General features: G+C 51.4%; 24 protein-coding genes and 2 pseudogenes. 12 read left to right on the forward strand and 14 right to left on the reverse strand.

Annotated elements, in window-relative coordinates; genetic code table 11:
* Window positions 1-279: 279 nt before the first annotated feature.
* The gene (locus tag JTY93_RS28530) at window positions 280-1,770 is read right to left on the reverse strand and encodes a DEAD/DEAH box helicase (RefSeq protein WP_076965331.1); all 1,491 of its coding nucleotides are present in this window, start codon (window positions 1,768-1,770) and stop codon (window positions 280-282) included.
* Window positions 1,771-2,029: 259 nt separating this feature from the next.
* Between JTY93_RS28530 and JTY93_RS28535 the strand changes: the two genes are divergently transcribed.
* The 3 genes from JTY93_RS28535 to JTY93_RS28545 all read left to right on the forward strand — a co-directional run bounded on the left by JTY93_RS28535 (window position 2,030) and on the right by JTY93_RS28545 (window position 4,490).
* A complete protein-coding gene (locus tag JTY93_RS28535) occupies window positions 2,030-2,596 on the forward strand; it encodes a hypothetical protein (protein WP_028622358.1) in 567 nt (188 codons plus the stop codon).
* 3 nt (window positions 2,597-2,599) lie between these two features.
* On the forward strand, window positions 2,600-3,601 hold the full coding sequence (yejK, locus tag JTY93_RS28540) for a nucleoid-associated protein YejK (RefSeq protein ID WP_076965302.1): 1,002 nt from the start codon (window positions 2,600-2,602) through the stop codon (window positions 3,599-3,601).
* Window positions 3,602-4,253: 652 nt separating this feature from the next.
* On the forward strand, window positions 4,254-4,490 hold the full coding sequence (locus JTY93_RS28545) for a hypothetical protein (RefSeq protein WP_076965300.1): 237 nt from the start codon (window positions 4,254-4,256) through the stop codon (window positions 4,488-4,490).
* Window positions 4,491-4,530: 40 nt separating this feature from the next.
* Here the strand turns inward: JTY93_RS28545 and JTY93_RS28550 are convergent.
* Window positions 4,531-4,827 (reverse strand): annotated as a pseudogene (locus JTY93_RS28550) (IS3 family transposase); the annotation flags it as partial.
* Between the two features lie 55 nt (window positions 4,828-4,882).
* On the opposite strand from JTY93_RS28550, the gene JTY93_RS28555 reads away from it, so the two are divergent.
* A complete protein-coding gene (locus JTY93_RS28555) occupies window positions 4,883-6,259 on the forward strand; it encodes an IS30 family transposase (protein ID WP_170044298.1) in 1,377 nt (458 codons plus the stop codon).
* On the opposite strand, the pseudogene JTY93_RS28560 reads toward JTY93_RS28555, so the two are convergent.
* A pseudogene (locus tag JTY93_RS28560) lies at window positions 6,162-7,133 on the reverse strand (IS3 family transposase). The gene JTY93_RS28555 and the pseudogene JTY93_RS28560 sit on opposite strands and share 98 nt — an antisense overlap.
* A 78-nt stretch (window positions 7,134-7,211) precedes the next feature.
* Here JTY93_RS28560 and JTY93_RS28565 point away from each other — a divergent pair.
* Window positions 7,212-7,748: a protein-tyrosine phosphatase family protein gene (locus tag JTY93_RS28565; RefSeq protein ID WP_076965299.1), complete on the forward strand. Its 537-nt coding sequence runs from the start codon at window positions 7,212-7,214 to the stop codon at window positions 7,746-7,748.
* Between the two features lie 92 nt (window positions 7,749-7,840).
* Here JTY93_RS28565 and JTY93_RS28570 read toward each other — a convergent pair whose 3' ends face one another.
* A complete protein-coding gene (locus JTY93_RS28570; RefSeq protein ID WP_130898285.1) occupies window positions 7,841-8,065 on the reverse strand; it encodes a hypothetical protein in 225 nt (74 codons plus the stop codon).
* A gap of 169 nt (window positions 8,066-8,234) precedes the next feature.
* On the opposite strand from JTY93_RS28570, the gene JTY93_RS28575 reads away from it, so the two are divergent.
* Window positions 8,235-8,567: a hypothetical protein gene (locus JTY93_RS28575; RefSeq protein ID WP_373562158.1), complete on the forward strand. Its 333-nt coding sequence runs from the start codon at window positions 8,235-8,237 to the stop codon at window positions 8,565-8,567.
* 162 nt (window positions 8,568-8,729) lie between these two features.
* Window positions 8,730-9,554, forward strand: coding sequence for an N-6 DNA methylase (locus JTY93_RS28580; protein WP_076965297.1), 825 nt, complete (start codon window positions 8,730-8,732; stop codon window positions 9,552-9,554).
* A gap of 19 nt (window positions 9,555-9,573) precedes the next feature.
* Here the strand turns inward: JTY93_RS28580 and JTY93_RS28585 are convergent, their stop codons facing one another.
* Window positions 9,574-10,026 carry a hypothetical protein gene (locus JTY93_RS28585; RefSeq protein WP_154220724.1) on the reverse strand — a complete coding sequence of 151 codons (453 nt, stop codon included), beginning with the start codon at window positions 10,024-10,026 and terminating at the stop codon, window positions 9,574-9,576.
* Window positions 10,027-10,060: 34 nt separating this feature from the next.
* Between JTY93_RS28585 and JTY93_RS28590 the strand changes: the two genes are divergently transcribed.
* The 3 genes from JTY93_RS28590 (at window position 10,061) to JTY93_RS28600 (ending at window position 12,739) form a co-directional block, all read left to right on the forward strand.
* A complete protein-coding gene (locus JTY93_RS28590) occupies window positions 10,061-10,732 on the forward strand; it encodes a GNAT family N-acetyltransferase (protein WP_076965296.1) in 672 nt (223 codons plus the stop codon).
* A 349-nt stretch (window positions 10,733-11,081) separates the two neighbouring features.
* The gene (locus JTY93_RS28595; RefSeq protein ID WP_076965295.1) at window positions 11,082-11,489 is read left to right on the forward strand and encodes a hypothetical protein; all 408 of its coding nucleotides are present in this window, start codon (window positions 11,082-11,084) and stop codon (window positions 11,487-11,489) included.
* Window positions 11,486-12,739, forward strand: coding sequence for a tyrosine-type recombinase/integrase (locus JTY93_RS28600; protein WP_076965294.1), 1,254 nt, complete (start codon window positions 11,486-11,488; stop codon window positions 12,737-12,739). Before JTY93_RS28595 ends, JTY93_RS28600 begins: the two co-directional genes overlap by 4 nt.
* Before the next feature lie 154 nt (window positions 12,740-12,893).
* Here JTY93_RS28600 and JTY93_RS28605 read toward each other — a convergent pair whose 3' ends face one another.
* The 8 genes from JTY93_RS28605 to JTY93_RS28640 form a co-directional block, all read right to left on the reverse strand.
* A complete protein-coding gene (locus JTY93_RS28605; RefSeq protein WP_076965293.1) occupies window positions 12,894-13,379 on the reverse strand; it encodes a hypothetical protein in 486 nt (161 codons plus the stop codon).
* A gap of 144 nt (window positions 13,380-13,523) precedes the next feature.
* Window positions 13,524-13,883: a histone-like nucleoid-structuring protein, MvaT/MvaU family gene (locus tag JTY93_RS28610; protein WP_076965292.1), complete on the reverse strand. Its 360-nt coding sequence runs from the start codon at window positions 13,881-13,883 to the stop codon at window positions 13,524-13,526.
* Between the two features lie 186 nt (window positions 13,884-14,069).
* Window positions 14,070-14,693 carry a hypothetical protein gene (locus JTY93_RS28615; RefSeq protein ID WP_169899438.1) on the reverse strand — a complete coding sequence of 208 codons (624 nt, stop codon included), beginning with the start codon at window positions 14,691-14,693 and terminating at the stop codon, window positions 14,070-14,072.
* A gap of 63 nt (window positions 14,694-14,756) precedes the next feature.
* Window positions 14,757-15,737: a ParB/RepB/Spo0J family partition protein gene (locus tag JTY93_RS28620; RefSeq protein ID WP_076965369.1), complete on the reverse strand. Its 981-nt coding sequence runs from the start codon at window positions 15,735-15,737 to the stop codon at window positions 14,757-14,759.
* A gap of 883 nt (window positions 15,738-16,620) precedes the next feature.
* Window positions 16,621-16,926 (reverse strand): hypothetical protein, encoded by a 306-nt coding sequence (locus JTY93_RS28625; protein ID WP_076965345.1) that lies wholly within the window; start codon window positions 16,924-16,926, stop codon window positions 16,621-16,623.
* Between the two features lie 393 nt (window positions 16,927-17,319).
* Window positions 17,320-18,348, reverse strand: coding sequence for a ParB/RepB/Spo0J family partition protein (locus JTY93_RS28630; protein WP_076965343.1), 1,029 nt, complete (start codon window positions 18,346-18,348; stop codon window positions 17,320-17,322).
* Between the two features lie 135 nt (window positions 18,349-18,483).
* Window positions 18,484-19,617, reverse strand: coding sequence for a ParA family protein (locus JTY93_RS28635; protein WP_169990628.1), 1,134 nt, complete (start codon window positions 19,615-19,617; stop codon window positions 18,484-18,486).
* 209 nt (window positions 19,618-19,826) lie between these two features.
* On the reverse strand, window positions 19,827-20,306 hold the full coding sequence (locus JTY93_RS28640) for a hypothetical protein (protein ID WP_169899440.1): 480 nt from the start codon (window positions 20,304-20,306) through the stop codon (window positions 19,827-19,829).
* Between the two features lie 1,018 nt (window positions 20,307-21,324).
* Here JTY93_RS28640 and JTY93_RS28645 point away from each other — a divergent pair.
* Together JTY93_RS28645 and JTY93_RS28650 are read left to right on the forward strand one after the other, a co-directional pair.
* The gene (locus JTY93_RS28645) at window positions 21,325-22,191 is read left to right on the forward strand and encodes a replication initiation protein (RefSeq protein ID WP_076965359.1); all 867 of its coding nucleotides are present in this window, start codon (window positions 21,325-21,327) and stop codon (window positions 22,189-22,191) included.
* Between the two features lie 596 nt (window positions 22,192-22,787).
* Entirely contained in the window at window positions 22,788-23,756 is a 969-nt protein-coding gene (locus tag JTY93_RS28650; protein ID WP_169899442.1) for an HNH endonuclease signature motif containing protein, read from the forward strand.
* A gap of 23 nt (window positions 23,757-23,779) precedes the next feature.
* On the opposite strand, the gene JTY93_RS28655 is transcribed toward JTY93_RS28650, so the two are convergent.
* Complete coding sequence (locus JTY93_RS28655; protein WP_076964878.1) at window positions 23,780-24,421, reverse strand: DUF6988 family protein; 642 nt, start codon at window positions 24,419-24,421, stop codon at window positions 23,780-23,782.
* Window positions 24,422-24,465: the final 44 nt, after the last annotated feature.

Consider the following 24,465-nt stretch of genomic DNA (forward strand, 5'->3'; position numbering starts at 1 on the left):
GGGCCATAATTAAGAAATCATGTGAAGCCTGACTCTACTGGTCCGGCACAGCGGCGACTTCCATGATTTTCACATCCTTCCCAAAGATAATGCGTCGGCCCTTGCTCGCCGATGAACAGCGCAAGGCGTGTCATGCAAAAGAGATTAGCAGCTGATTAAAGGAAAGAAAGCCAGATGTACCCACAAGTGCGTTCAAGTGGGATTTTCCTGTATTTGCGCTCGCTGCTTTTTAAGAATTTCACCTTTATCTCGGATACCGAAACCTGACGCTTCACTCCCTTATCCGAATCGGCGGTTGCTTTTGGCGCGACGGACGTTGTAACCCTTTACCCAGCTTTTCATATCTTCGCTCGGTGGTTTGGGCTGCACGGTGCCGATCCATGCGCGATCTGGTAGCTCCTTCATGAATGCCTGGTATGCGTACTGAGCCCAACCGTCTTTTTTGCCGGTCTCACAGGCATACCCAAGCAACTCGCAGAAAGTGTGTAGTTTGCTAGTCGGCCCGAGTACTTTGCGTCGATCGTCCAGCTTCACCAGTTTGCCGGTGGCCACCGCCACCCCATCCGGTATTACGATTTCATTGCCACACTTCGGACAGAGCAAGCCGCTGAAAACAAAGCTGCACTTTTGGCAAGGCTTGGTTTTTTTCTCCTGGTCGCCTTTGTCCTGCGGACGGCGGTCAAGACGCTCCCCTTCGCCGTTGTCCATGGCGTCGGGTACCTCGTCTGTAGGCTTCCCGTTTAGCAAGAGGTTGCCAGAGTGGTCGATGATAATGCAGTCGATCTTTCCTGTTTCAGGCGAAAGCCTCAGACCACGGCCAATCATCTGGTAGTGAAGCATCAGGGATTTGGTCGGTCGCGCAATCACAAGGCAACTGGTAGACGGATCATCAAACCCCTTGATCAGCATTGCCACTGAGACCAAGACCCTTATCCTACCCGCCTTGTACTGGCGCAGGATCTCCTCAGTCTCATGCGGCGGCATGTAGCCGTCGATGTGGGCTGCGGCAACGCCCGCTTTCAAGAATTGTTCAGCAAGCTTTTTTGAGTGCTGGACGTTGCAGGCGAAAACCAGTGTTTTGCGGTTTTGACCCAGCTCTTTCCAGTGAGATACCACGTCACCAAGCAGCTTGGCGTCCCCCATCACCGTGGCGAGCTCGTCCTCGATCCAGTCGCCGTTTGGCTTCGTACTCACGCCCTTCAACGAAGGCACGGACGGGGCATAGCACACTGTCGGGACAAGGAATCCCAGGTCAGTAAGCTCAGAAAGAGAGATGCAATTGATCAGCCTGTCAAATATGCGGCCCAGGCCACGGCGCCATGGGGTAGCACTTAGCCCGATTACTGGCACCTTGTTCCGCCGGCACCAGTTGATCAACTCAATGTGGGCTTCATGGATAACATGCGCCTCGTCAATGAGAACAAGGTGTGGCTTGTGGTGGTTGAGCATGTAGTCCAAGCGAGGGCGCAAGCTCTGGATCGTTGCTACCTGGATGGGCTTTCGATAGTCCGTCAATGGGTGGTCTGACTGAATCGCTCCCGCGACCAATCCATCTTTGTGGAACCGCTCAAGCGTCTGATCAAGTAGCTTCAGGCTGTCGACGATGAACCAGGCCTTCCGGTTCTTCGCCTGCGCGCCAGCAATGATGTGCTTGGCCACCTCTGTCTTACCGGAGCCTGTGGGGCTCATCAGCATCTGAATGGTCGCGCCAAGGCTGATGCCCTTGCGGAGTTCAAAATCCTGCTGCTGTTGGTAGGGTCGGAGTTGCATCGAGGTTTCCCGCTGAAAGAACTACAGGCAGGAAACCATTGCCTCGAAAAAACCCAAGCTAGGTGCTTGATCCACCTGATGGACACAGCCCGGGCACAGCCTGATGGAGACAGATGTTTTTTCTGAGAATGCGAGCCGATATGGACCATCCCTGAAGCCCGTATCTTGATTTGGGTTTTGCGGGTTACGTGCAAACGTAATCGTCATTGCCTGTGCTTTCGCCCAGGCGTCAATGATGGCCAAGTCAAAGGAGGCCTAGATGGATGACGTAGGAAAGGCACGCGCTCTTAGGTATGCAGAGTCGTTGCGAAACGCAAGCTGGGTTATCGATAAGGATTCAGCAAACGCACAAAATGCCGTTGGATTCTGGCTTTACTCATACAACCTGGTTGCAGGCCCCCGGCTCGTAGGCCAACTGACGTTGGACGGCTATCGAGCCATGCAGTCCGGAGAAGATCTGAAAGCACTTGGCGGGCTCCAGCCAGCCGATGTTCTCGGCGCAACCCTCACCGCCTATGACGCACTGCCCGACCAGAACCGCAATGCAGGGGAGTCACAAACCGTCATATCAGCGCTGTCCCTATACGCCAGTTCAAGTATGACCTTGCAGGCGCTGGCGCCTCTCCAAACTGGAGCACATCAGCACTTCATGGTGTTCGATTGGCTTACAGCCACCGGCAAAAGGATCTTTCGCCCGGCTGCGGCAGTCACCGGATCCGTTCTTGCTCCTGAAACTCTTGCCGAATTCGGGAACTTAGTGCTCTGCGCGCATATGTCGAAACACCCCCACGAAACGCCTTTCCAACTCCAGACTACAGGTTCTTAACTCATGCCAATCCGTCACATCATCGTTCATCAGATCCACAAAAAGCCTGATGGAACCCCAGCTGTATTGCATGCCCGCGACACTGAACTTGCAGCGTCGGCAGCCATCGAGAACATGCTCGGCGACCTCAACGAGAGCTACAACGCCAAACAGGGCAAGGCCTGGGGTTTCTTCCATGCCGAGTCCGGCGCGCATCCATTCAGCGGTTGGCTGAAGGCGTATTGCGACCGCAGTAAGGATTTCACCACCTTCAGCCGCCTTGCGGTGGATCACCTGCAGAAGCTGATGGAAGAGTCAAATCTCTCCACCGGTGGCCACGTGCTTTTTGCCCACTACCAACAGGGCATGACCGATTACCTGGCCATCGCCCTGCTCCACCACAGTGCAGGCGTGGCGGTGACTGAAGAACTGGACGTGACCCCCTCACGGCACCTCGACCTGGGCCAGCTGCACCTGGCAGCGCGCATCAACGTCTCCGAGTGGCAGAACAACAAGCAGTCCAAGCAATACATTTCGTTCATCAAAGGCAAAAACGGTAAGAAGGTCTTGGAGTACTTCCGCGATTTTATCGGCTGCCAGGAGGGTGTCGACGGCCCAGGCGAGACGCGTACCCTGCTTAAAGCCTTCACCGATTTTGTCGAAAGCGAAGACATGCCGGAGGAGTCCGCCCGCGAAAAAACCAAGACCCTGGTGCATTACGCCAGCAGCCAGGCCAAGCTCGGCGAGCCGATGGGCCTGGAAGAGCTGTCAGGGTTGATCGATGAAGATCGACCAAAAGCCTTCTACGATCACATCCGCAACAAGGACTACGGCCTGTCGCCTGAAATCCCGGCAGATAAGCGTACCCTCAACAAGTTCCGCCGCTTCACAGGACGCGCCGAAGGCCTGTCAATCAGCTTCGAAGCGCACCTGCTCGGCGACAAGATTGACTACGACGAGAACGCCGGCACGCTGATGATTCGCAATCTACCCACCCAGTTGCGTGATCAGCTCAAGCGCGGCTAGAAACCCGCCCCGTCCAGTTCAGGACGGGGCAAATCCTGCTCAATTTTAACGTAAGCCCAGCCCGTCGAACCTAAAAAGCAGCAACGACGATCCCGAGGGTCGCGAGACAGGAAAAAGTTTTTGCAGCGACGTACTGCACACTGCTCTTTGATGCTTACTTGCAGCGTTTGCTCCAAGAATTCAAGGCTCTGACCCATGGGATTTCAGTCAGAAAATTTATACACGGCTATTAAAAACTGAGGAGTAGCAATCCTGAACTGGCGACGGGAACTTGGGATTATCGGCGATCGTGAGAGAAAGAGGCGGATCACTTATACGGAGAACCATTTATGCAGGTCGTCACGCCCCAAGCCTGGAGTCAGGCTGGACTTACCCTCAACCTGGTCATTGGAGTTCTCGGCTCACAGCAGGCGCTTTTTCGGTTGAAAACCAAGCTCGAATTAGCTGTTGAGGACGCTTTGCATGGGCTCTCTCAAGAGGCAAGCCATGAGCTTGGAATTGAGATTGGTCGCTGGAACATCGAAACGTCCAACTCCCAACCAGAGGTCAACAGGTCGGCGTCGAGCGGGCCAGCCCCTGATCATTCAATAGAGGCACCTGCGACCCCCTTGGAGTCGGCATCCGAGGGATCCCTGAAAGCTGGATCATGCCTATGAGCGCCACATTCGCCCTGACACAACACCTCGAGCACGAGCGCTTTATAGTGCGGGACATCTCTGACCAATACGAGGCTCCGACCTTTGACCTGATTTTCCGAGACCAGGAGCACGGCGTTGAGCGTTGCTCCGACAGCGTGTGGAGTTCGCACGAGCAAGCCTCGGTGGCTGCGGAGGCACTGGAGAAGGCGGATCGTCATCCAGTTCACTGGGGTGTCTTGAAGAGTCTCTAACTCAGTATCATGCTAGTCATAATGAATCGCCCCGGGTTTCCTAGACACTCTCCAGGCTCGCTGCGTAACGCTTTTCAAACTCTACCGGTGACAGCTGATTGTTGAAACTGTGGCGTCGTTTTGGGTTGTAAAACATCTCGATGTAATCGAACACATCATCCCGAGCATCCTGGCGTGTAGTGTAGATTTTACGCTTGATCCGCTCCCGCTTTAGCAGCTGGAAAAAGCTCTCCGCCACAGCGTTGTCGTGGCAGTTACCTCGACGACTCATGCTGGCTACCAGGTTGTTAGCTTTCAAGAAGCTTCGCCAGTCTGAGCTGCTGTACTGGGCGGATTCAACCGGTCGTCGCAACACCTTAATCGAGGTGTTTATGGGACGACCCGCAGGATGGATGCAAAAATTGACGGGCCGGGGAGCTATGCGTTCTCCAGGTGCACCCTCACTTCGTAATGAGATCGAGCGGCTATTTTGGGTGCAGATAGCAACAGGCATCACAAGCGAAAAGGCAGCACATGCCGTTGGCGTATCAACAGCGGTAGGTACACGCTGGTTCCGTCATCGAGGCGGGATGCCATTATTCATGTCGAATCACATATCAGGACGATACTTATCGTTTGCAGAGCGAGAAGAGATTGGGCTGCTTCGAGCGCAAAGTGTTGGCGCTCGTGAGATTGCCCGTCGCCTTGGACGAAGCCCATCGACAATTTCACGGGAGCTGACACGAAATGCTGCTACCCGTTGCGGTCGGCTTGAATATCGAGCGTCAGTAGCGCAATGGAAGGCAGAACTGGTGGCCAAGAGGCCGAAACCAGCGAAACTGGTCACTAACCCGCGACTGCACCAGTACGTGCGCGACCGCCTTGAGGGCAAGGTTCAAGACGCCGATGGTCGTGAGATTTCTGGGCCTCGGCAAGCGCCCTTCAAAGGTCGAAATAAACCGCATCGCAGTGACCGTAAATGGGTCAATGGCTGGTCGCCTGAACAGATTGCCAACCGGCTCCAGATCGATTTTCCGGATGATGAGTCCATGCGTATCTCTCATGAAGCCATATATCAGGCGCTCTACATTCAGGGTCGAGGAGCTCTCAAGCGCGAACTGGTGAGCTGCCTGCGCTCAGGACGAGCATTGCGCGTGCCGAGAGCCAGAGCGCAGGCCAAAGTGTGGGCACACGTCAGCGAGGACGTCATGATCTCCAGTCGCCCTGCTGAGGTAGAAGATCGGGCTGTACCCGGGCATTGGGAGGGCGACCTGATCATCGGTCTGAACCGCTCTGCGATTGGAACTCTGGTCGAGCGCTCAACTCGATTTACCATGCTCGTCCACCTGCCTCGCGAGAAAGGTTATGGGCTAATTCCCCGCACGAAGAACGGCCCGGCGCTGGCTGGCTATGGGGCTGTTAGTATGGCCAATGCATTGAAGAAGACGGTGACTGATCTTCCCATCGAGCTGTGGCGATCTTTGACCTGGGATCGTGGAAAGGAGCTGTCGGATCACGCTCGATTTACCATCGAATCCGGAGTAAAGGTTTTCTTTGCTGACCCACATAGTCCATGGCAGCGCGGCACAAACGAAAATACGAACGGCCTTCTACGGCAATACTTCCCGAAAGGCACTGACCTCTCTCGTTGGAGTGCCCAAGAAATACAGGCGGTAGCTCACGTACTTAACACTAGACCTCGAAAAACACTCGGATGGAAAACACCTGCCGAAGCACTGAATGAGTATCTAAAGTCTGTACAACAATCCAGTGTTGCGACGACCGGTTGAATCCGCCCTGACTGCCTTGATCCGAGTGGATCATCACCTCTTGCTTCGGCTTACGTCTCCAAACCGCCATCAGCAGTGCATCAATGGCTACGTCGCTGGTCATCTGCGACTTCATTGACCAACCAATGATCTGGCGTGAAAACAGATCGAGCACCACGGCCAAATACAGCCAGCCTTCATATGTTCGGATGTAGGTAATGTCTGTGACCCAGACTTTGTTGGGTTCTCTGACATCGAATTGGCGCTTCAGTAAGTTCGGTGAGGCAACGGCTGGTTTACCGCCATATTTTCCCGGCCTCCGTCGATACCCAGTCTGAGAACGTAAACCTTCAAGGCGCATCAACCTAGCTACCCGGTGACGGCCACAGCTCTCACCAACCTCTCGCAGGTCATCATGGATCTTGCGATAGCCATAAACACCACCGCTTTCCAACCAGGAGTGTTTGATCAGTCCAAGCAGTCGCTGATCGTCCTTGGCTCGCGCAGATTTTGGTTCTGATAGCCACGCGTAGTAGCCGCTGGGATGAACCTTGAGCGTCAGGCAAAGCCGTCGAATCGCGTAATGACCCGCTTGCTGCTTAATAAAGGCGTACTTCAGCCGCACTCCTTGGCAAAGTACGCGGCGGCCTTTTTTAAGATGTCTCGCTCCTCCGTCACCCGTTTCAGCTCGGCCCGTAGACGACGAACCTCAGCGCTCTGATCATCCTCCTCAACGCGCTGTTCCTGGGGGCTTGGTGTAGCGCTTAACCCAGGCATAGAGGCTGTGCACGGACACACCCAATCGTGCAGCCACCTCCGAGACAGGAAGCTTCTTTTCGGTCACTTGTTTGACCGCCTGGATTTTGAATTCTTCGGGATATCGCTGGTTGCTCATGGCACCTCCTAATGGGCCTCATTTTAAGGCTTGGAGGTGTCTACGAAACTAGGGGCGATTCATAAAGCAGGAGAATAAATGCAACGAAAGAAACCGATACCCTGCTGCACCTTCTTATCGCGCAGCGATGCTGAGGGATACTTGCCAGGCCCTGACTGTCATCTGATATCTATATCTGATGGCCCTGACGATCAGGCACGAATCAACGAAGCACGCTGGAAGAGCGTGAGCTATCACCACTTCATTGACGCCGGCTTTGACGAAGAAGTCATCGAGATATATGGGCAGGACTTTGAGCGGAATTACGTCGATTACCTGCTCAGCAGCAAGGCTGACGTGCTGAGGGAGCGCATACGGGAAATTGCAGACCTGGGGGAAAATATCGCGGTTAATTGCCAGGCCGGCCGATCCCGCAGTGCCGCGGTCGCTTTGTATATCAACAAACATCTTGGGTACCAGTTGCATAAACCGACCCCAGACGCAAACCAGTGCGTCTACCGGATGTTGGCCAACGATGTTCACCTGATGGCCGCCTACCGTACGGCAAGCACTCCAGTGGGACCGGAAGCGCCAAAGCGAACTCTTCTTTCGCTGATCAAGTTGCTGTTCTCGTGAGCGTACAGCGCCGGCAGAGATCATGGTAAACATACGCGACGGCGCCGATGGCTATCTTACCGGCGGGTGAATCGGCGGTAGCGAGATCTGATTCAGGAAAACTCCTCCGCCGTACCTAAGCCCACCCCAAGCGGGCCGAGGCAAAACAATTCGAACATAAAGTCTTTGCTGGCCAGTCCGTTTCTCCCCACCAGTAGATTGAGGTTGGGCTTTTCCAGATCGACGATCGCGCCCGGATGTAGCTCGGCACCGATCCTAAAATCACCCACGGTTTTTTCTCGGAATGGAACTCCTTCAAGCCAATACAGCGGGATCAAGGTAGGGATTGATCCCCTCCCCTGCTCCCTACGAAACCCTGACCACGCCACTGTCTGGCGTCGGCCCATTCAAAACGCGCTGAAATAGTTGGGGTTCCGGGCCCTTGCCGTAGCCTGAAGGCATCTCTAGGAAAACTCGGATCGCCTTGTGTCTTACACCACCGCCACCATCAACGAACTGTATGGTCTACGCGACAAAGTAGGCCTCTCAACCGCTTCGGGCTTAAAAGCTCGTGTTCGCTTTGTACAGCTGGCCTACCGCCACATGCTGGTGCATGAGATCACCAGGTACACTTTGTGGGACCGTGGGTATGAAGGTCTTGGTGAACGAACTTTTGACACATGCTTCGAAATGGGCGACAGCGACGAAGTAATAGCCGAGTTAATCCGTGACGCGCGCATACGGGGCTATGCCGATAATATCGAAATGGAAATAGGTAATTCTGAGTGTTACGCACGCTGGTGTAGCTTCGCAGATCGCCAGCAAGAGTTTGCATTTTGAAGAATGGACCACCTGGGGGGCATGCGCTTCGTTTTTGCTACAAGCGCTGCTGCACCCAATGAGATCTATTAGCTAGAAAAGCGGTGATCTAACGAGGTCTTGGGTTCTTATCACTAAGGGTTAAGTTCTTTGTAACTTACCAAATAGCGTCCGATAAGCACCATGGCTAATTCAAAAAAACCACGCGCATACACCAAGGCCTCGAACCCGGCAGAACACCGCAAAACCCTCATTCGCCTGCTAAACGCAAACAGCCACCGCCATCACTTGTGGGATGTGTTCGCCGACTTCTGCGAAATGGGCGCGTTAGCGATGAGCAACAGCGTGGACCTGGCGCACCGTAATGAGCGTGAAAACCGCTATCTGAGCCTTATTAAGAAGTATGAACCGAATGAGTTGCACCGGTTTCCCCAAATGCTCGCGGAACTAACCATGGCAATGGAGTATGGCCCTGATGATGTACTGGGCCGAGTATTCGGTGAGTTGGAACTCGGTAATAGCTCAAGAGGGCAGTTCTTTACCCCCTACCCTGTCTGTCAAATAATGGCCACACAACTTATAGGCGACGGTAAAGATCTACATGAACGACTGCAGGAGCGGGGTTTTATAACTGTAGCTGAACCCGCATGTGGCGCGGGAGCCATGCCTATTGCCTTCGCCGACGCATTAACCAGCAAGGGAGTAAGCTTCCAAAGCGCCCTTCATGTAGTTGCACAGGATTTAGATTCACGAGCAGTTCATATGACCTATCTTCAACTCAGCATTCTGCATATTCCTGCAATCGTAATCCTCGGCAATACGCTAATGATGGAAGAGCGTGAGTTGTGGTACACCCCTGCGCATATTCTAGGAGGTTGGAATTATAAACTAGGGAACACTCAAGAACGAAGCAATTCACAACGGGATTCAGTACATATATCAGATGAATGTATCAAGCCATTGCCAACGACCAAGCAAATTAACGGACATCAATTCGCATTATTCTAATTCGGAATTTCAGTAGCCCTTACTTAACTTCCGTAGCTTTTGCTCGACGCTTTGCGGCATGTGAGCAGATTTTTAGGGTAGCACCTTTTATGTGGCAACTATTTTTCGTCGCTGTCGCGTTCTCATTGCTTGGTTGCGATTTACAACAAGATGCGGCGAAAAAGCGGGTCAGTGGCACCCCAAAACGCACGAGAGTACTCTGCAATACACCGTTGCGGTTGATGGGTCTCAGACGATCCAGGCGATCCTCATTACCAACGGAAAGGATGAGACTGACGTAGGAGCAGACGCTGATTCCTTGCGTAGCCTTGCGGGTTTCAGGACCCAGATAGCTTTCAAAGACTGTGGCCGCCTCAACTTTGCCCGTACCGGCCCTGGCGCAGATGTCGTGCAAGCTATTCCAACCAGCATAGGTATGACATCGAAATGCCAAATTCAAAATTTGGAGATCAGTGGAATATTCGTCAGTCAAAGTAATATACTTGCGGAAACACTAAGGACAGTCCATGAACATTTTGCACATTCACGATCTTACAACCCTAAAACAATCCCAAAAAAACGATATTTTGCGATTAGCACAGCGCAACAGCGCTGAACTTATGAACCGGCCTGTTAAGCCTAACCATCCGATGTTCGGTCTTGCCAGCGCTTGGATGTTAGCTGATCTAGAACAGCAGATAACTGCACACTCTGGCAAACAACTTGACTGCGAACTTATCCTTATTAGTGACGTAAATTCAAAGGCAATCGCATTTTTGACCTTCACTCGCGCTAACGACTCATGCACCGCGTGCGGCCTTAATTATGTGTGCGTTGATTCCAAATACAGAAAACAAGGGCTCATGACTTTAATGATTGATTACTTAAAGTCAAATTATACAGATATTGCTCTTTGTTGTTTTCCGAGCCTAGTAGGCATGTATGAAAAACTCGGCTTTTTAATGTGTGAGGCTGCTGAAGCGCAAGTAGATATGCGGATTGGCAAACTACACGAAATGAAAAAATATCCTAAGGCAAAGCTTTTGGAAAGCCCAGACGTTAAACACGCCACTGAGCTACTAGCAACTAAGTATGGCAAAAAAAAGGCAATCAAGATCAACGATATATTTGACGCCGAAACAATACAAATCACACTTAAGGTTGAAGCCTTTGTGAGTGATCGTAAACGAATTCTTTGAGTACAGCACACCAGTATGGCTAAGCAATAGTATTACAGCGATACCCCCGGGGGCACATACGGTTTCCGGGCCCCCCTCCTCCCCCCCATTGCTAACCCCCCCCTATTACCCCCAAAGCTTTCGTCTGCAGGCCAACGCTCACATTCTGCCTCCAAGTGGATATTTTCCATTGGTAAGCAACTGTGGGCCATGGTGTGGGACAAAGAATTTTGGTTTTCTCACAGGCCACGTTAAATAAGACCTGTAGCCATTTTGTACGGGGATACCTTATCCTCCTACATTTCGGCGAGATCTTGGGCGCTTACAGCATGTGCGCCTTGTATGTGAATGAGCCGTGAGGAATCCCGTAGTGAAAAACCGTGATGCAAATTTGCACGACGAAGGTGATCAAATTTCTGGTCAGATCTACCACGTCACGCCAACCCGAAATCTCGATTCGATTATCCGAGAGGGTTTACGGCCGATGATTGGACCGCGCTCTGTTTTGATCGGTGAGGTAACAGAGAAGGTCTATTTCTTCGGCACTATGCATGCTGTAGAAGGCGCTCTGAGTAACTGGCTTGGGGAGGAGCTTGATAAGGAGCCTGGAGCGATATCTGTTCTCGCTGTGGATCATTCCGGATTACATCTCTCTTCAGGCGCGGGCTATGAGCTTGCTTGCTTACACCTCGTACCTCCGGAGAAAATTTCCCTCGCTTTTGAGGATCAGCCGCCAGCGAGCAAAAAGAATCAGCAAGTGACCAAAGGCACTGCATGAGCAAACTGACTCCTAAGTTCGTCAAGGACGTCGACCAGCCCGGCTCCTACCAGGACGGTCGAGGGTTGATTCTTCGCGTTTCAGCTACCCAGCGAAAAAGTTGGGTCTTTCGCTACATGCTGGCGAAAAAACGTCACGATCTCTCCCTGGGTAAATTCCCTGCATTGAGTCTCAGGGATGCACGATTGGAGGCTGACAAGTACCGACTTGATATCGCACGCGGCACCGACCCAGCAGCTGAGCGAGCGAAGCTCAAAGCCACCAAAGCCTCGCGGACCACTACTAGCCAAACTTTTCGGGCTTCAGCAGAAAGGTACATTCGCACTCATTCGTCGAGCTGGTCTAAGAAGCATCACCAACAATGGCAAAACTCACTCACGAAGCATGTCTACCCTTGCATAGGCGGCTTTCGCATAGCCGAAGTCGACACGGACGATGTACTGGATGTGCTGACGCCTATCTGGAGCAAGGTCCCTGTTACAGCGAACCGCGTCCGGAATCGCATTGAGCTCGTGCTTGATGCGGCGAAAGCACTCAGGCTTCGGCAGGGGGAAAACCCGGCACGGTGGCGCGGTCATCTCGACAAGCTCTTGCCCAAGCAATCACATACGGTAGTCCCCTTCCCGTCTCCAGCACCTTCTCGCACAGCTGAGCTGTTGGCCAAGCTCGACTCCCTGGATGGGTCTGCAGCTCGCGCTGTTGAATTGGCCATATTGAGCGTAACTCGAAATCAGGAGGTCAGCGGAGCCCAGTGGCCTGAAATTGATTGGGAGATGAAAATCTGGCGCATCCCGCCGGAGCGCATGAAAGCGGGTAAGGCTCACCGAATACCCCTTACGGACCAGATGCTGGACGTACTGCGGCAGCAGCTCGGAAAGCATGACAAATGGGTATTTCTAAATTCCTGGCGAACAGGACCTATTCCCGGCAATGCGATGGCCAGAGTGCTTGATCAGCTTCAAGTTGATGGGGTTGTCCCGCATGGGTTCAGATCTACTTTTCGGACGTGGGCAGCTGAAGATACCGATCACCAGCGAGAGGTTTGCGAAATGGCTCTCGCGCACACACTCAACAGTAAAGTTGAAGCAGCATATAACCGCGGGGACTTGCTGGATAAGCGGCGTGTCCTGATGAAGGATTGGGGAGAGTATCTTGCCGTCAATGCTCCCCAGGTACAGGGCGATGTATCAGTTCTATCTCCGGCCCCTGATGCGGAATCAGACCAGGCCAATGTGGTACCAGCGGCTTGAAAGATGCGTCAACCGGACTCGAAGGCTTCAGACATGGCTCTTGAGAAGGTTGTAGGTTTTGTTAATTAATGCGATTGAAATGCTTCTAGTTGGAGCCTATAAAAAACGGCTACCCGTGTCAGCGGATAGCCGGTTATTTCCCCCCCGTCGCACCTTATTCGGAGGCTTGGCCGAAAGTCGTGCCACGAAGATTGTTGGCCTCGTGGCAGATGCGAGCAACCTCCAGCATCGCTTTCAATGCTCGCTCTTCAGTCTCCTTGGTGGCAAATGCGATCATGAACCCGTGCAGCAGGCCAACGAGCATTGCCCCGCTGTCAGCGACGTTACGGTTCCCAGCCACGGCGGAAAATTGTTCCAATAGAGCTGGTGGGGCTTTTTGCAAAAAATCCTGACCTAGCGATTTTCCAATGCTGGCGGCATGGGCGCACTGGTGGGCTAAAACTTCTTCAGGCGACATTGGTGTACCGTCATGATGCTCGAAGGCAGCCGTCACATTGCTACGGCCGTGCATGCCAGCGGCTATACTTTCAGCTCCCTGCCGGATCTTCTCAACTGCAATTCGTGCAATGTCGATATCTGATTGTGTGTCATCCATGACGGCTGCCACCAAGCGCTCATCGACGTTCTCATTCATATTCATTTGATCCTCCGTTGATAGTTATTTACCTCCTTTCCACGTTCTCATTCAACTCAAAAAACCCAAGCACCTGGTTAGCAAACCAACAACATAAAAAAAGGCCGGGGTAACCGGCCTTGATCTTGAAGGTCATCGTGAGCTCATGAGTCACTGGGTTCGCCAAGACTCCACTACGTCTTGGCCATATTCCGTTTTCCACTCCTTGAGCACTTTGTGGTTGCCGCCCTTGGTTTCAACATGCTCACCCGTGTTTGGGTTACGGTAAATCTTCACTACTCGTGGCGCGCGAGTCTTTGCCGGCTCGACGCCTCTTTTTTTAAGGTAGTCTGGGTCAAAAATCGCGATTATGTCACCCAGGTGTTTTCCATACTCCGACATTAATACCCGGAGCTTCTTCTCGAACTCCATTTCCTTCACAAGCGCTTCATTGCCGCTCAATTTTTCCAGCCGGACCTGAAGTTCTTTGATGGCTTCCTCAGTTGCGCGGTATTCGATAATGAGGGACATATTGTCTCCTTGGGTTGGGTTTATACCACTGAGCCGTGTTGGGGCTATGGAGAGGCTTTGAGAGCCTGTTCTAGATCATGCCTACCGATGTAAGGAATGCATAGCCAGCTAGGAAGCCAGTGCAAGGCCAGAAAGCATAGAATTGAATGTTGGCGCTCAATTGATTTTTCATTGTGTTCAAGAGGGTTAACCCTCTTCCTCCAAGCGATTAATTTCGATAATAACGCTCTGCATATTCTCGATCGCGGTTTCGGCGGCTTTTCGCGCCTTACCGAAGAGTATTTCCTTACCTTCAAGCAGGGTGTCCAAGCGATTATTTTCTCGACGAAGTTGCTTTGCTATGGAGTCGAAATCCTCACCCTCCGGTGCTTTTTGTCCCTGAAGTTTAAATTCCATTGCCTGGGTGTGCTTTGACATCAAGTCACGGACAACGCTACGTTGCCTGTCGCTTTGCTCGTCGAAACCGGTGATGCTGCCGAGAAACTTTACGACTGCTTTCGCACTGGCCAAGGCTTTAGGACCTACCTCTAATTTCCCTGGGCTTGTTTGTGCAGCTGCCTGGTCAGCTTTCCCTCCAGGGACATCATGATTTTTGGATGGAACATTGTCAGCATCTGCCTGGTGATCGGGAGTCTGTCCCGGGATATGCTCAAAGCTCTGCACCTGCTTCTGAAGAGAGCGCACGTCGCTACCTGGCACCTCGTTTGTAGTGTTTGCATCATCGACGACAAATCCTGACGCGGTGTTGCTATCCACCCCAAAGAGGTTAGGGCCAAAATCCATAACGGTATCGTCCTGGGACGTTTGCATCTGGGTATTCCTTTCAGTGCGGGCTTTGATCTATCAAAACACCTGGCCAGAAAATCCCAACCTTCATGGTTCCTCAGCGTATTTGGATTGCATTTTGACCTTAACCCGGGGTTCAAGTCTTTTCGCTATATCTACTACAAAGGCCAAGAATTGAAGATCTAGCCCTTCTTCAACCTCATTCATGATGTCGTCAGCAACACCCTCTGCCTCTCGCCCAAAATGCATGCCGGCATCAGCCATTTCGAAAAGCAATTGAGCTGCAGGTTTTCTTTCCAATGTATAAAAAGCCTCCGACTCTTGTTCTCTAGCTGCTACCAGGTTACGAGGAGTGTCAGGAGGCTCTGCATCGTCCTCGACTTCAAGTGGTACTGGAGGAGGCAAGGAACCCGATTTATCTGTTGGCGGGACTACCTTCTTGGGGGAACCAGTTGTTGCCCTGCCCTCTTCCCTCATATCTTTAGCTGCTTTACGAATCGCCCTGGGCCCGCGGCTACATAACTCTTGCTGTGTTTCTTTCTGCAGCTTGGCCACCTGCTCAGCCGCAGAGACGCTGACTTCGCCGGCCTTCACTGCATCCAGTAACTCTTGGGTGCCGTTCCGGACAACTTTACAAGCTGAGGATACCGAGCGAGGACTGATACCTAACACTTTAGCTGCCTGCTCAATAGCCATTTTAGCCGCTTCCAACTCTTGCCCCGCAGCTTTCTCAAGATCAACCGTTATGGCACTACTCCCGCGTAGGGAGGAAAGCTCGGCAGCAATCAGTGCACGCTGTGCAATAGTGAGCTGCCGGCGATACAGGTTGAGGGAGAGGACGTAACCCAGGGCATCATCTCCCGTGAACTCCTCTCTCATGGGTTCGATCAGCAGATCCTTGCAAACTCGATAGCGATTACGGCCATCAAGGATCTTCCCTTCGTAAAGAACGATCGGCTCGCGCTGCCCGTTAGCATCGATGTCATCAAGCAAGGCCTGGTACTCATCACCAACAATTAGCGGAAACAGTTGAGCGTAATCGTGAAACTCCAAATCTACGTTTTGCATATGCAGCTTCTCGTTCCATGTTCTATCAAGAAACGATAAACCGGGTAAAAATTGGAATGACGCTTTTTCAAGTCGTTTTCACGTCTGATTTTGAGTGGCGTTGTTATCCGTCAGTATAAAATCCAAGGCAAAAAAAACCCTGCCGTTTTAAGCAGGGATTGTGATTGCCAATATTTCTGGAGAACATTAAATCACTATTAAATCTTCTCTTGCAGTTGGCTTATCAGTTCCTCAAGAGCCTCTTGATCTGGCTGTGTATCAACGAATCTAAGCGTTTTATCTGAAAGGACTTCCATGACACCCCACTTCAGTTCGTGTAAATCCTGGCCCGGCTCCGGTGGAGTCTCCCAATAGGGAAAGCTTCTGACTACATGAGGCGGAATCTTTGTGATCATGGCTGAATCTCAGTATTTTCTGTCAAGGCAAAGGCTGAATGCTAATCGGTGTATAAATATACAGTCCTGATTCACCACTAAAAACAGCGTCAAAAGTACGTCATTTCCAGCTCGTAAATGACTTGCAGAACGGCAACACCTATAAAAGTTGTCTCATAGCACAGCATAAGCTAGGGCCATGCCTACAGCAAACATTAGGACTGCACAGACCGTTTAAGACTTGACAAGTTTCATTAATTTGATGCTTTTTTTCAATTGCTCAGACCACCGGCGCCTTGATCCATCCAATGGTTCCATAGCGGCCTGGCTATCTAAAGCATAGGTGATTACCGGAATCTCTACCCCCGCAGCTAAAGGTTATCCATAAAGCAACTTGGTTAAACCTTAGGCCTATGCGCCAGGCTTCCGGCTAATGCTACACGCGTATTCCATCCAGGGCAGCATATCGACATACAGATCTGGTTACTCAAATCTGAAGTCGAGGTCGTTTACTGGCAGGCATTCATAGCCACCTTAGGGCTAAGCCAACCTTGCCTGTATGCCTCTGCCATCGCCACTTTGAGCTCTGGGATAGATGAGATATCACAAGACACCGTGGGTTTCTTGCCCCCATGGTCTGTGGGCAGTTCCAAGATCACCTGCAGGGGGTCGTTCAGCGAGACCTGGAATCTTATGCTCGGAAGACCGGCGAAGGTCACACAAATCTTCGCCTGGTGCAGTTCGGCGTAAGCTTGCCGTGCCTCCCCTTCATGCTCATACGCCAGAGAGACGTGGTGTTTGGTTGAATTGGTCATAAATAATCCCTGGCGTTTGGTCTACGCAAATTTGCGTGACGCTTAGTGCTTTGTTTTGGGCCCTCGCCTCGTTGCGTATGAACCGATCTTCACTGCTCAGCATGTGTATCCGAGCAGGAGCAGAGCACTTCAGCCAGTGTTCTGCTATCACTGAAAACAACTCGATACGGCTCAGGCCGAGCAAATGCTCAGGCTCGATCTTGGGTAGCTGTTCGAAGGTGGTGAATCGAGTTTGCGGTTGCACCACTCTGTGTTTTGGTTGCGCGACTGCGGTTGCCATATATCCCTATCTCGAAGTCTAAAAACCATATTCTGTCATGGCACTTTGCCTTCGTGTTCATGTTTTCAGACTGAATTATCGTCTGAAATATGCAGTTACAATGGTTTTGAGAATCATTCACTAGAGATCAGAGAACGGTCAATTCCCTTTAGAAAGGTCTCAAACTGTTCGGCTAAGCGTTTAGCATCAACGGATTTTTCGCAGCGAACCTCAACTTTTTTCCCTTCAACACGAACTCGACCTATCCCGCTGATCTCGGTATCGGTGAACTTGTTAGTCGGATTTTTCTGGTTCAGGGCTGCAATTTCCTTAGCCAGCCACCTCAGTGCGTGCTCCTGACTCCACTTTTGATCTCTCATTGCAGTTACAGCTTTAAGAAGTAATTCTGGAGCTGTACTGCTGAACTGAACAAAATCTTTAGCCCATTTTCCGCCGATCAGCGACGGTATCTCGTCCAGAATCAGACGTACCGCTTTCGGAAGCTCCATAAGCAGCAGGCATCTACTAATCACCGAGTGATTTACCCCTACTCTCCTTCCCAAACTTCGAATCGAACGCTCACCTTTTGATTCCAATATCGAAGAATAAGATTTTCCTCGCTCGTATTCAGTGAGTGTTTCCTGGCCTTCGTTGTCCGTCAGTGCCAGGATTTGTGCCATAGAGTCATCCAACTCGCGCACATGTGAGGTAATAGTATCCCGGCCTAGTAGTTTGTGAGCCCTCCATCTACGCTCACCTCCAATTAGCTCAAAAGATCCATCTCCTAATGGCCTGACAGTAATAGGCTTGACCAAGCCAACTGATGCAATGGAGTTGGCGAGTTCCTCAATTGCAGTTTCACTGAACGTGAGTCGAGGCTGAAATGGAGATACACGTATTAGCTCTGTGCGAATTTCAGCGATCACCCCACTTCCTATAACCAGGTTACTGGTTTCTGTGATTGCCTGAGCATTTGCAGACACTACTGCAGTTTCGTGTCCAACCGGCGGATTGCCTCCGGATTCTGACTGTTTCTGAGCAAGCATTTCTCTTACCGAAACGTTCAAGTTGGGTTCTGGCAATTCTGCTGGCGCTCGTTTTACTCCTGACATCCAGCTTGGAGCTTTTTTTGGATTACCAGGGAAATCCTCTGACTTAGCCATTTCTTCTCCTTCAATCAACCTTGGTCTTGTCCAATTTCCTTTCGGGTGGTGCTCGGAGCACCAGTACCCCAGTTATCTCAAGTGGTGCTCGGAGCACCAGTCTCCTGAAATGTACAGTGGTGCTCGGAGCACCATTTACTGGGATGCAAATTCTCGAACCTTTTGAAGGATCTCGCTGAATACAGATCGCATAGAATCAATGGATTTGTTGGTTGCACCCTTCCAGACAATCAGCGGGACACCTTGATCTAACGCCTTGCCGTAGTCTTCTGAATAGTAGAGCTTTTCCTCAGCAACCCGTCCTGGAAACAGATCGTTCAGAACAACTAGGTTGTTCAGAATACGTTTGCGGTTACGAATGAACATCGTCGGAATCGCCAAAACAACCGGAGAACGGCGGTAAGCCTTCGCGAAACGAACCATCCATTCATTCAATCGCATCAATGCGCGGAAAGAGAACTTATCCATCCGGACAGGGCAAATAACGAAGTCACTTGCGACAATAGAGTTTTTAGTCAGGCGAGAAGCAGTAGGGGCATTGTCAAAAAGGATGACGTCATAGTTCGACGTATCAATGCCCTCGATCTCACCGTTTCGCGCGCGCTCCAACCAATCGGCGTACCAGAAATCCATATTATTCTCGGCGTCCAACGCGACAACTAGATCCTCAAGATATGCATCAGCAGGGATAAGATGAGGACCGTTTTCACCGAATGGTTTCTTCACAACCTGCGCAAAATTCAACGGTTCAAATTGCCTACCTCTGAGTTCGGGGCTCAGCAGGTTACCGAGGTTGCCATCAACATATCGGTCTGGCGGTATACCCATAGTTTCAAGGTCAGTTCTTGACAAATCTGGGTCATATCCCAACTCACTTGAGGAATCGCCCTGGGGATCGTTGTCGATGATTAGAACTCGGAGCCCTTGCATCTGAAGGGAGATGGCCAGGTTAACCGTCACTGTGGTTTTGCCTGTACCACCCTTAGGAACAAAGGTCGAAATCACCACTTGTCGTGATAAACCTTTGGCTTGACCTTTTGCTCTGCGTATCGCTGCAATGTCAAAGATGTCACTCAACGTGTAAGCGCGAGTAGGGACTGTTCCGCGTTGAATCCTACGGATTTCAAGACCGTTTTCATCTTCAATATCTTGCAGGCGACGAGTCGTTAATCCGAAGCAATCGGCCGCGAATTTAGGTGGGTAGAGGAGGGTGGAAAAATCGGTGTAATAGACCGATTCCTCTTCAAACTGCTCGCTTGACTGCTGCATGAAATTCCCTGCATGTGTTGAATACAGGTCAATCATAATCCTTAAAGCTGCTTTTTCAAGGAGAAAACACGGTACAGGGCTTTTTTAGGCTACTGAAACCGAACCTATGCACGTTTTTTTGAGCATCAAGTTCGGCTTTATTTCGGTTTTTGATTGCTTAGCCCGAATTACTGTTCAGGTGAAAAGGGGAGGGGAGACTACTGTTCTGGCTAAGCGTACTGTTGTTGAGCCAGGGTACGGGCGCGTTTGAAGTCTGCGCTGATGTAGTTGACTGTGAACTGAGAATCAAGAGGATGCGATTCAACAATCACCTCAGTCGTCCCGTACCTGAAAAAAATGTCCTCAGATCCTAGGCTCGATTGATCGCCAGTCATCTCAAGCTTGCTTCGCAAGCCTTCCACAACCTCTTCCAGATGTAGCTTGTCTGCTTTTACCGTAGCTACGTCTAGCACTCCCTTTGCGTTAAAGGCTAACTGGATGTCAGTAATACCCTCCATATTGATCTCCCACTCCGAAAGATTGAGTACGGGGCCACCCGTGTATGACGTACCAATCTTGTCAATAATGGTGTAGTGCTGCTGAACGTCGATGATCGTTGTAACGCCTACGGATAGACTTGCCGGCTCCGGTGCAATAGCAGCCATGCTTATCAGATAGGCAGCTACACCAGCGAAAGCAGCAGTATTCATTGGGATCCTCCAGGTCATGTTCGATTGGGACATTTTCGCTTCCCGTACCTGAAGAATGTGCTGCTTTCGAACCGCATTAGCGTCTGAAAAGCGGGAGTCTCGATTTTTTGATTAACGCAGTCTCGAGCGTCATTTCTCACGTTCAGCAAATCAGCTTTTCACTTTTAAAAGCCTTTTAATTGTTTTTATCTTGTTGTTCTCTTGTTTTTAGAACGCTGCAGGCCTTGTATTACGGGGCTTCCAGAGCATCATCGACTACTAATTGCGGTAAAGCGACTACAGATTCAGGCTTTGCGACTAAGGATTACGGCTAATACGACTACAGATTCCGGCTGCAACGACTACGGATTGCGGCCGTTATCCACAGCCCAAAACTCCTAATTCTGTCTTGGTCTATCGACTACAAATTGCGGCTGAATGGGTGGGTCTTACCACGGCACCCAGTTTTTAGGTTTTGATTTCAGGACAATTCTCGCACTGAAATTGAACAGCCAGTCGAGATTTACTCAAAAAAACTCGCTAATTCACTGATTTATATAGGATTTATTTATAATAGGACCTGTACTGAATCAGTAGGAGCAAATTTCGCTTTCCACGCATCGGTCGGTCGAAACAAAGCCAATACGACAGCAGTAGGACCCAATCGACTACAAATTACGGCTACGTCTGTGAGCGGCCAGTATGTGTCGACTACAAATTACGGCTGCCCAATGACGGCTTGAAAGCCACCGGGTCGGGCATCTGTATCGGCTATTGACTACAAATTACGGCTATCACAATGGTCAATATTCGATCATCGACTACAAATTGCGGCTAATGTTTGTTCTCTGAATCACTCGATTGACTACAGATTACGGCTACTCTCTATCGACTACGGATTCTACGTATTGTGTAAAAGTCTAGATTCGACATCGCTGAAACGCCCGTATTTGTTAGCTTTGCGTTGGAGATCGCGCCGCGGGTATCGACTACAACGCATTCTCGATGTAGGGTTTGGCAACCTAGCGTAGGGCCAGTCATGTCCAATTTATCCAAGCCGAACAAGTCAGAACCAAAGCAACTCAGGGTTACTAAATCCAACACGTTGATTACGGCCTCGTATCGGCTAACACTCAACGAACAGCGTTTGATCTTGGCGGCCATTAGCAAGCTTGATCCCAGAAGGCCCATGCCTAAAAAGGTGTCGGTGTCTGCTGCAGACTATTCGGATATCTATGGAGTACAGCTCCGACACGCGTACGAGCAGATGAAAGTGGCTGCGGATGAGTTGTACGAGCGAGATATAAAAACCTTCGATGGATCTGGCATGGAGCGGAAGCGATGGGTTGACCGCGCTAAGTACCTGGATGGAGAGGGCAGGGTAGAGCTGTCATTTACGATCCACGTCATGCCATACCTATCGATGCTTTACAGCAAAGTGACCAGTTATGACCTGCGGCGTGTTGCATGCTTAGACTCGATCCACTCATTCCGCCTATTCGAAATGCTCATGCAGTTCCGCAAAACCGGTTGGGCATACATAGAGGTCGAGTCTTTACGGGTTGCGCTCGGTTTATCGGAGGCCTACCAACGATTCAATAACCTTCGCCAACGGGTAATCGACCCGGCCGTTGCTGAGCTCAAGGCGAAAAGTAATCTGGATGTTAGCTATGAGTTGAAAAGAGAAGGCCGAAAAGTAATAGCCATCAAATTCACCTTCTCCGACCTGGCACAGCTTGCGCTTAATCTAGAACTAGAACCTGAAGATCTTCCACCGCTTCCCGATTTTGACCACGAAGAGGAAAGTGAATGGCTGCTCAGTAGGTCGCTCGGAGAAATAGCTGAAGCCCAGGAAGCAGGGCTTCTGTTCGAGGTGTCTCCCGATGGCGCTGAACTGCCTAGCTAACAAGCCGTGGTCATTTGACGACCACTTGCTGCTTGAGCCGGCAGTAAGCGCGTTCTCTACTCAGGTAGCTGGAGGAGGGTAGTGCTCAGTTACAAGGGACAACAGTGAAGAGACTTCGACGCCAATGGCTGACGTCTGCGCTGGACGCTCGTCCAGCTAATTTGAGTTCTTCGAAAATTAGCAGCGCAAACGACATTGCAGCCTCGTCATCTTCGTGAAGGTTGACGATTACGATCGGGAACCGGTCACCATCGTCAGAATCCGGCCGTGCAATTGCGACGGTCTGAATTCCCCAGGAGTTACCGTCGTCGAAGGGCTCCACAATAAATCGGATCAGACGGATGATCCTACCGTTACGAATCAACTGGATTAGGTCGCAACAGAACAAATCTGTTTGGTTCTGCGGACAAAGTCTGCTGGCTGTCATTCTGTAGCTGCTCCCTTGATGTGTCTGAATCCTGTCAGCACTGCATAGAATCCCAAACTTCACCTTTCACATTGGTATGAGCAGTTTTAAAGGAGTGCGGGTGCATTCTGTGCTCCTGGTTGGGAATGGTTGAACGGCTTCGTCATAGATCAACAGCGGGGGTGTGAAAATGTCGAAAGGAAATCGCCTGTTCCGGGGGCCTGAAAGTCATGCTGCGGAAAAACTATCCAGGGATGCACTAGCGCCATTTCTGAAAGATAGAGGCTACGTTGTCATTGACGACAAGCGAATTCAAACGGGCGTAGCCACGCAACAGTTCATCGTCACCCGCACTCCTGATGGCCAGGTACTGAGTATGCGCGTCCGACTGTGCTGGAGGCGCGATGGACGAAATCCCAACGAGAAGAACTACTCAGCGGCTCAACTGGCGGCGCATCTGCGGTCGGGCGGATGGGATGCGACACTGGAGCACATCACCACCCGAGACACAAAGCGTGGGCTCACTCACAATCTGCTTTTACAGCGTGACGGAGGCGCAATTATCTTTGCCGCGCTCATTCCTATCGAAAGTCTCCACGATATCTGGAACCGCCAGCGAGAAGTCAGCGATGACTTACAACGCCGTGGCTTGAAGGGGCGAGCTCGGAAGAATCACGCACAAAATGGCACTAGCCCGACCCTATGGTTGCAGGATGACCGGACACCTGACGGACACGAGGTCGCCGATGCGCTGTGGCAGTGGCCCGGTGTGATCGATTTAGCCCAGCTTACTCCCCATGCAGTGAGGCCGGTACTGGTCGATGACACCTATGATGACTGCCCGACGCCGGACTACTCGACTCTGGGCCGGGATGAAGGCGAGCGTGTGCCCGTGCTTCGTTCGGAGGTTCGTCGCGATCCGCATGTACGTCGAGCTGTACTTGAAAGGGCCGGGTTTGCGTGCGAGCGTGAGAGTTGTGGTAAGAGCCGGGACTTCCCTGGCTTCCTGGATGTTCATCACATCTTAGGGGCCGAGAAGTCAGATCGTGTTTACAACTGTGTGGCCTTGTGCCCGTGCTGTCACCGCGAAGCGCACTATGCACCATATGCGGATGACCTCAACATGCAGCTACTTACATACGCCAAGAGGTTCGGCTGAACCACTCCACAGTGTGAGGGCCTCTACACCTGTGGGGCCAATGGATTAAGCGGCGGGAGGCAGTCCTCAAACTGTGTCTGGATAACTCGCATCGGCTTGATGCAGCAATCATTGCCAGTGAGGATCGCCGCGAGCATCCCCGTCATTGTCATCAATCCGTTGGAGTTCCGCAGAACTTGCAGTACGAGTTGGGTAGGATAGCCCTCCAGGTGCCGACGCAGCGGGTGAATGCCGCTGTGCACATAGGAGTTCATCGCCGACCAGGAAACGTCTTTGAACTGGATCAGCATAGATGAAGCCCCGACCGGAGCCTTCTTCACGATAGCCTCCATCATCTCCCCAATTTGGGGGAGTTTATTGGCTACCCGCGCGCTTTCCTCTGTCAGCGGTGCCATGAGCTTTTGGATGGCCAGGTCACTCGCAGCGTACAACATCCACATTGCCTTGGTGTGAGCTTCAAACTGGAGGCGTAGCGTCGACATAGCGGTGGTTGGACTGCCATGCTCGAACAGGATGCGTAGTGCCTGAGCGTGTTCTAGGGCGATTCCACAGGCAATCATTGCAGCCTCAAACCGCTCGCCGGGGTATGTGGGTTCGTCTTCGAGCAGTCGCAGGATCTCAGCCTGTAGAACAGCCGAGCGGGTGAGCATTTCCTCAAGCGGCATATTGCACTTCACTTATACGGTAGACAAAACCAGTATAGGGGCTG

The sequence above is a fragment of the Pseudomonas hygromyciniae genome (assembly GCF_016925675.1).
GTDB classification, from domain to species: domain Bacteria; phylum Pseudomonadota; class Gammaproteobacteria; order Pseudomonadales; family Pseudomonadaceae; genus Aquipseudomonas; species Aquipseudomonas hygromyciniae.

Bases quoted from the DNA above. Each gene is read 5' to 3' on its own strand.
- JTY93_RS28530 (WP_076965331.1), bottom strand. From the start codon at position 1,770: ATGCAACTCCGACCCTACCAACAGCAGCAGGATTTTGAACTCCGCAAG.
- JTY93_RS28535 (WP_028622358.1), top strand. From the start codon at position 2,030: ATGGATGACGTAGGAAAGGCACGCGCTCTTAGGTATGCAGAGTCGTTG.
- yejK (WP_076965302.1), top strand. From the start codon at position 2,600: ATGCCAATCCGTCACATCATCGTTCATCAGATCCACAAAAAGCCTGAT.
- JTY93_RS28545 (WP_076965300.1), top strand. From the start codon at position 4,254: ATGAGCGCCACATTCGCCCTGACACAACACCTCGAGCACGAGCGCTTT.
- JTY93_RS28555 (WP_170044298.1), top strand. From the start codon at position 4,883: ATGCAAAAATTGACGGGCCGGGGAGCTATGCGTTCTCCAGGTGCACCC.
- JTY93_RS28565 (WP_076965299.1), top strand. From the start codon at position 7,212: ATGCAACGAAAGAAACCGATACCCTGCTGCACCTTCTTATCGCGCAGC.
- JTY93_RS28580 (WP_076965297.1), top strand. From the start codon at position 8,730: ATGGCTAATTCAAAAAAACCACGCGCATACACCAAGGCCTCGAACCCG.
- JTY93_RS28590 (WP_076965296.1), top strand. From the start codon at position 10,061: ATGAACATTTTGCACATTCACGATCTTACAACCCTAAAACAATCCCAA.
- JTY93_RS28600 (WP_076965294.1), top strand. From the start codon at position 11,486: ATGAGCAAACTGACTCCTAAGTTCGTCAAGGACGTCGACCAGCCCGGC.
- JTY93_RS28605 (WP_076965293.1), bottom strand. From the start codon at position 13,379: ATGAATATGAATGAGAACGTCGATGAGCGCTTGGTGGCAGCCGTCATG.
- JTY93_RS28610 (WP_076965292.1), bottom strand. From the start codon at position 13,883: ATGTCCCTCATTATCGAATACCGCGCAACTGAGGAAGCCATCAAAGAA.
- JTY93_RS28615 (WP_169899438.1), bottom strand. From the start codon at position 14,693: ATGCAAACGTCCCAGGACGATACCGTTATGGATTTTGGCCCTAACCTC.
- JTY93_RS28620 (WP_076965369.1), bottom strand. From the start codon at position 15,737: ATGCAAAACGTAGATTTGGAGTTTCACGATTACGCTCAACTGTTTCCG.
- JTY93_RS28625 (WP_076965345.1), bottom strand. From the start codon at position 16,926: ATGACCAATTCAACCAAACACCACGTCTCTCTGGCGTATGAGCATGAA.
- JTY93_RS28630 (WP_076965343.1), bottom strand. From the start codon at position 18,348: ATGGCTAAGTCAGAGGATTTCCCTGGTAATCCAAAAAAAGCTCCAAGC.
- JTY93_RS28635 (WP_169990628.1), bottom strand. From the start codon at position 19,617: ATGCAGCAGTCAAGCGAGCAGTTTGAAGAGGAATCGGTCTATTACACC.
- JTY93_RS28640 (WP_169899440.1), bottom strand. From the start codon at position 20,306: ATGAATACTGCTGCTTTCGCTGGTGTAGCTGCCTATCTGATAAGCATG.
- JTY93_RS28645 (WP_076965359.1), top strand. From the start codon at position 21,325: ATGTCCAATTTATCCAAGCCGAACAAGTCAGAACCAAAGCAACTCAGG.
- JTY93_RS28650 (WP_169899442.1), top strand. From the start codon at position 22,788: ATGTCGAAAGGAAATCGCCTGTTCCGGGGGCCTGAAAGTCATGCTGCG.
- JTY93_RS28655 (WP_076964878.1), bottom strand. From the start codon at position 24,421: ATGCCGCTTGAGGAAATGCTCACCCGCTCGGCTGTTCTACAGGCTGAG.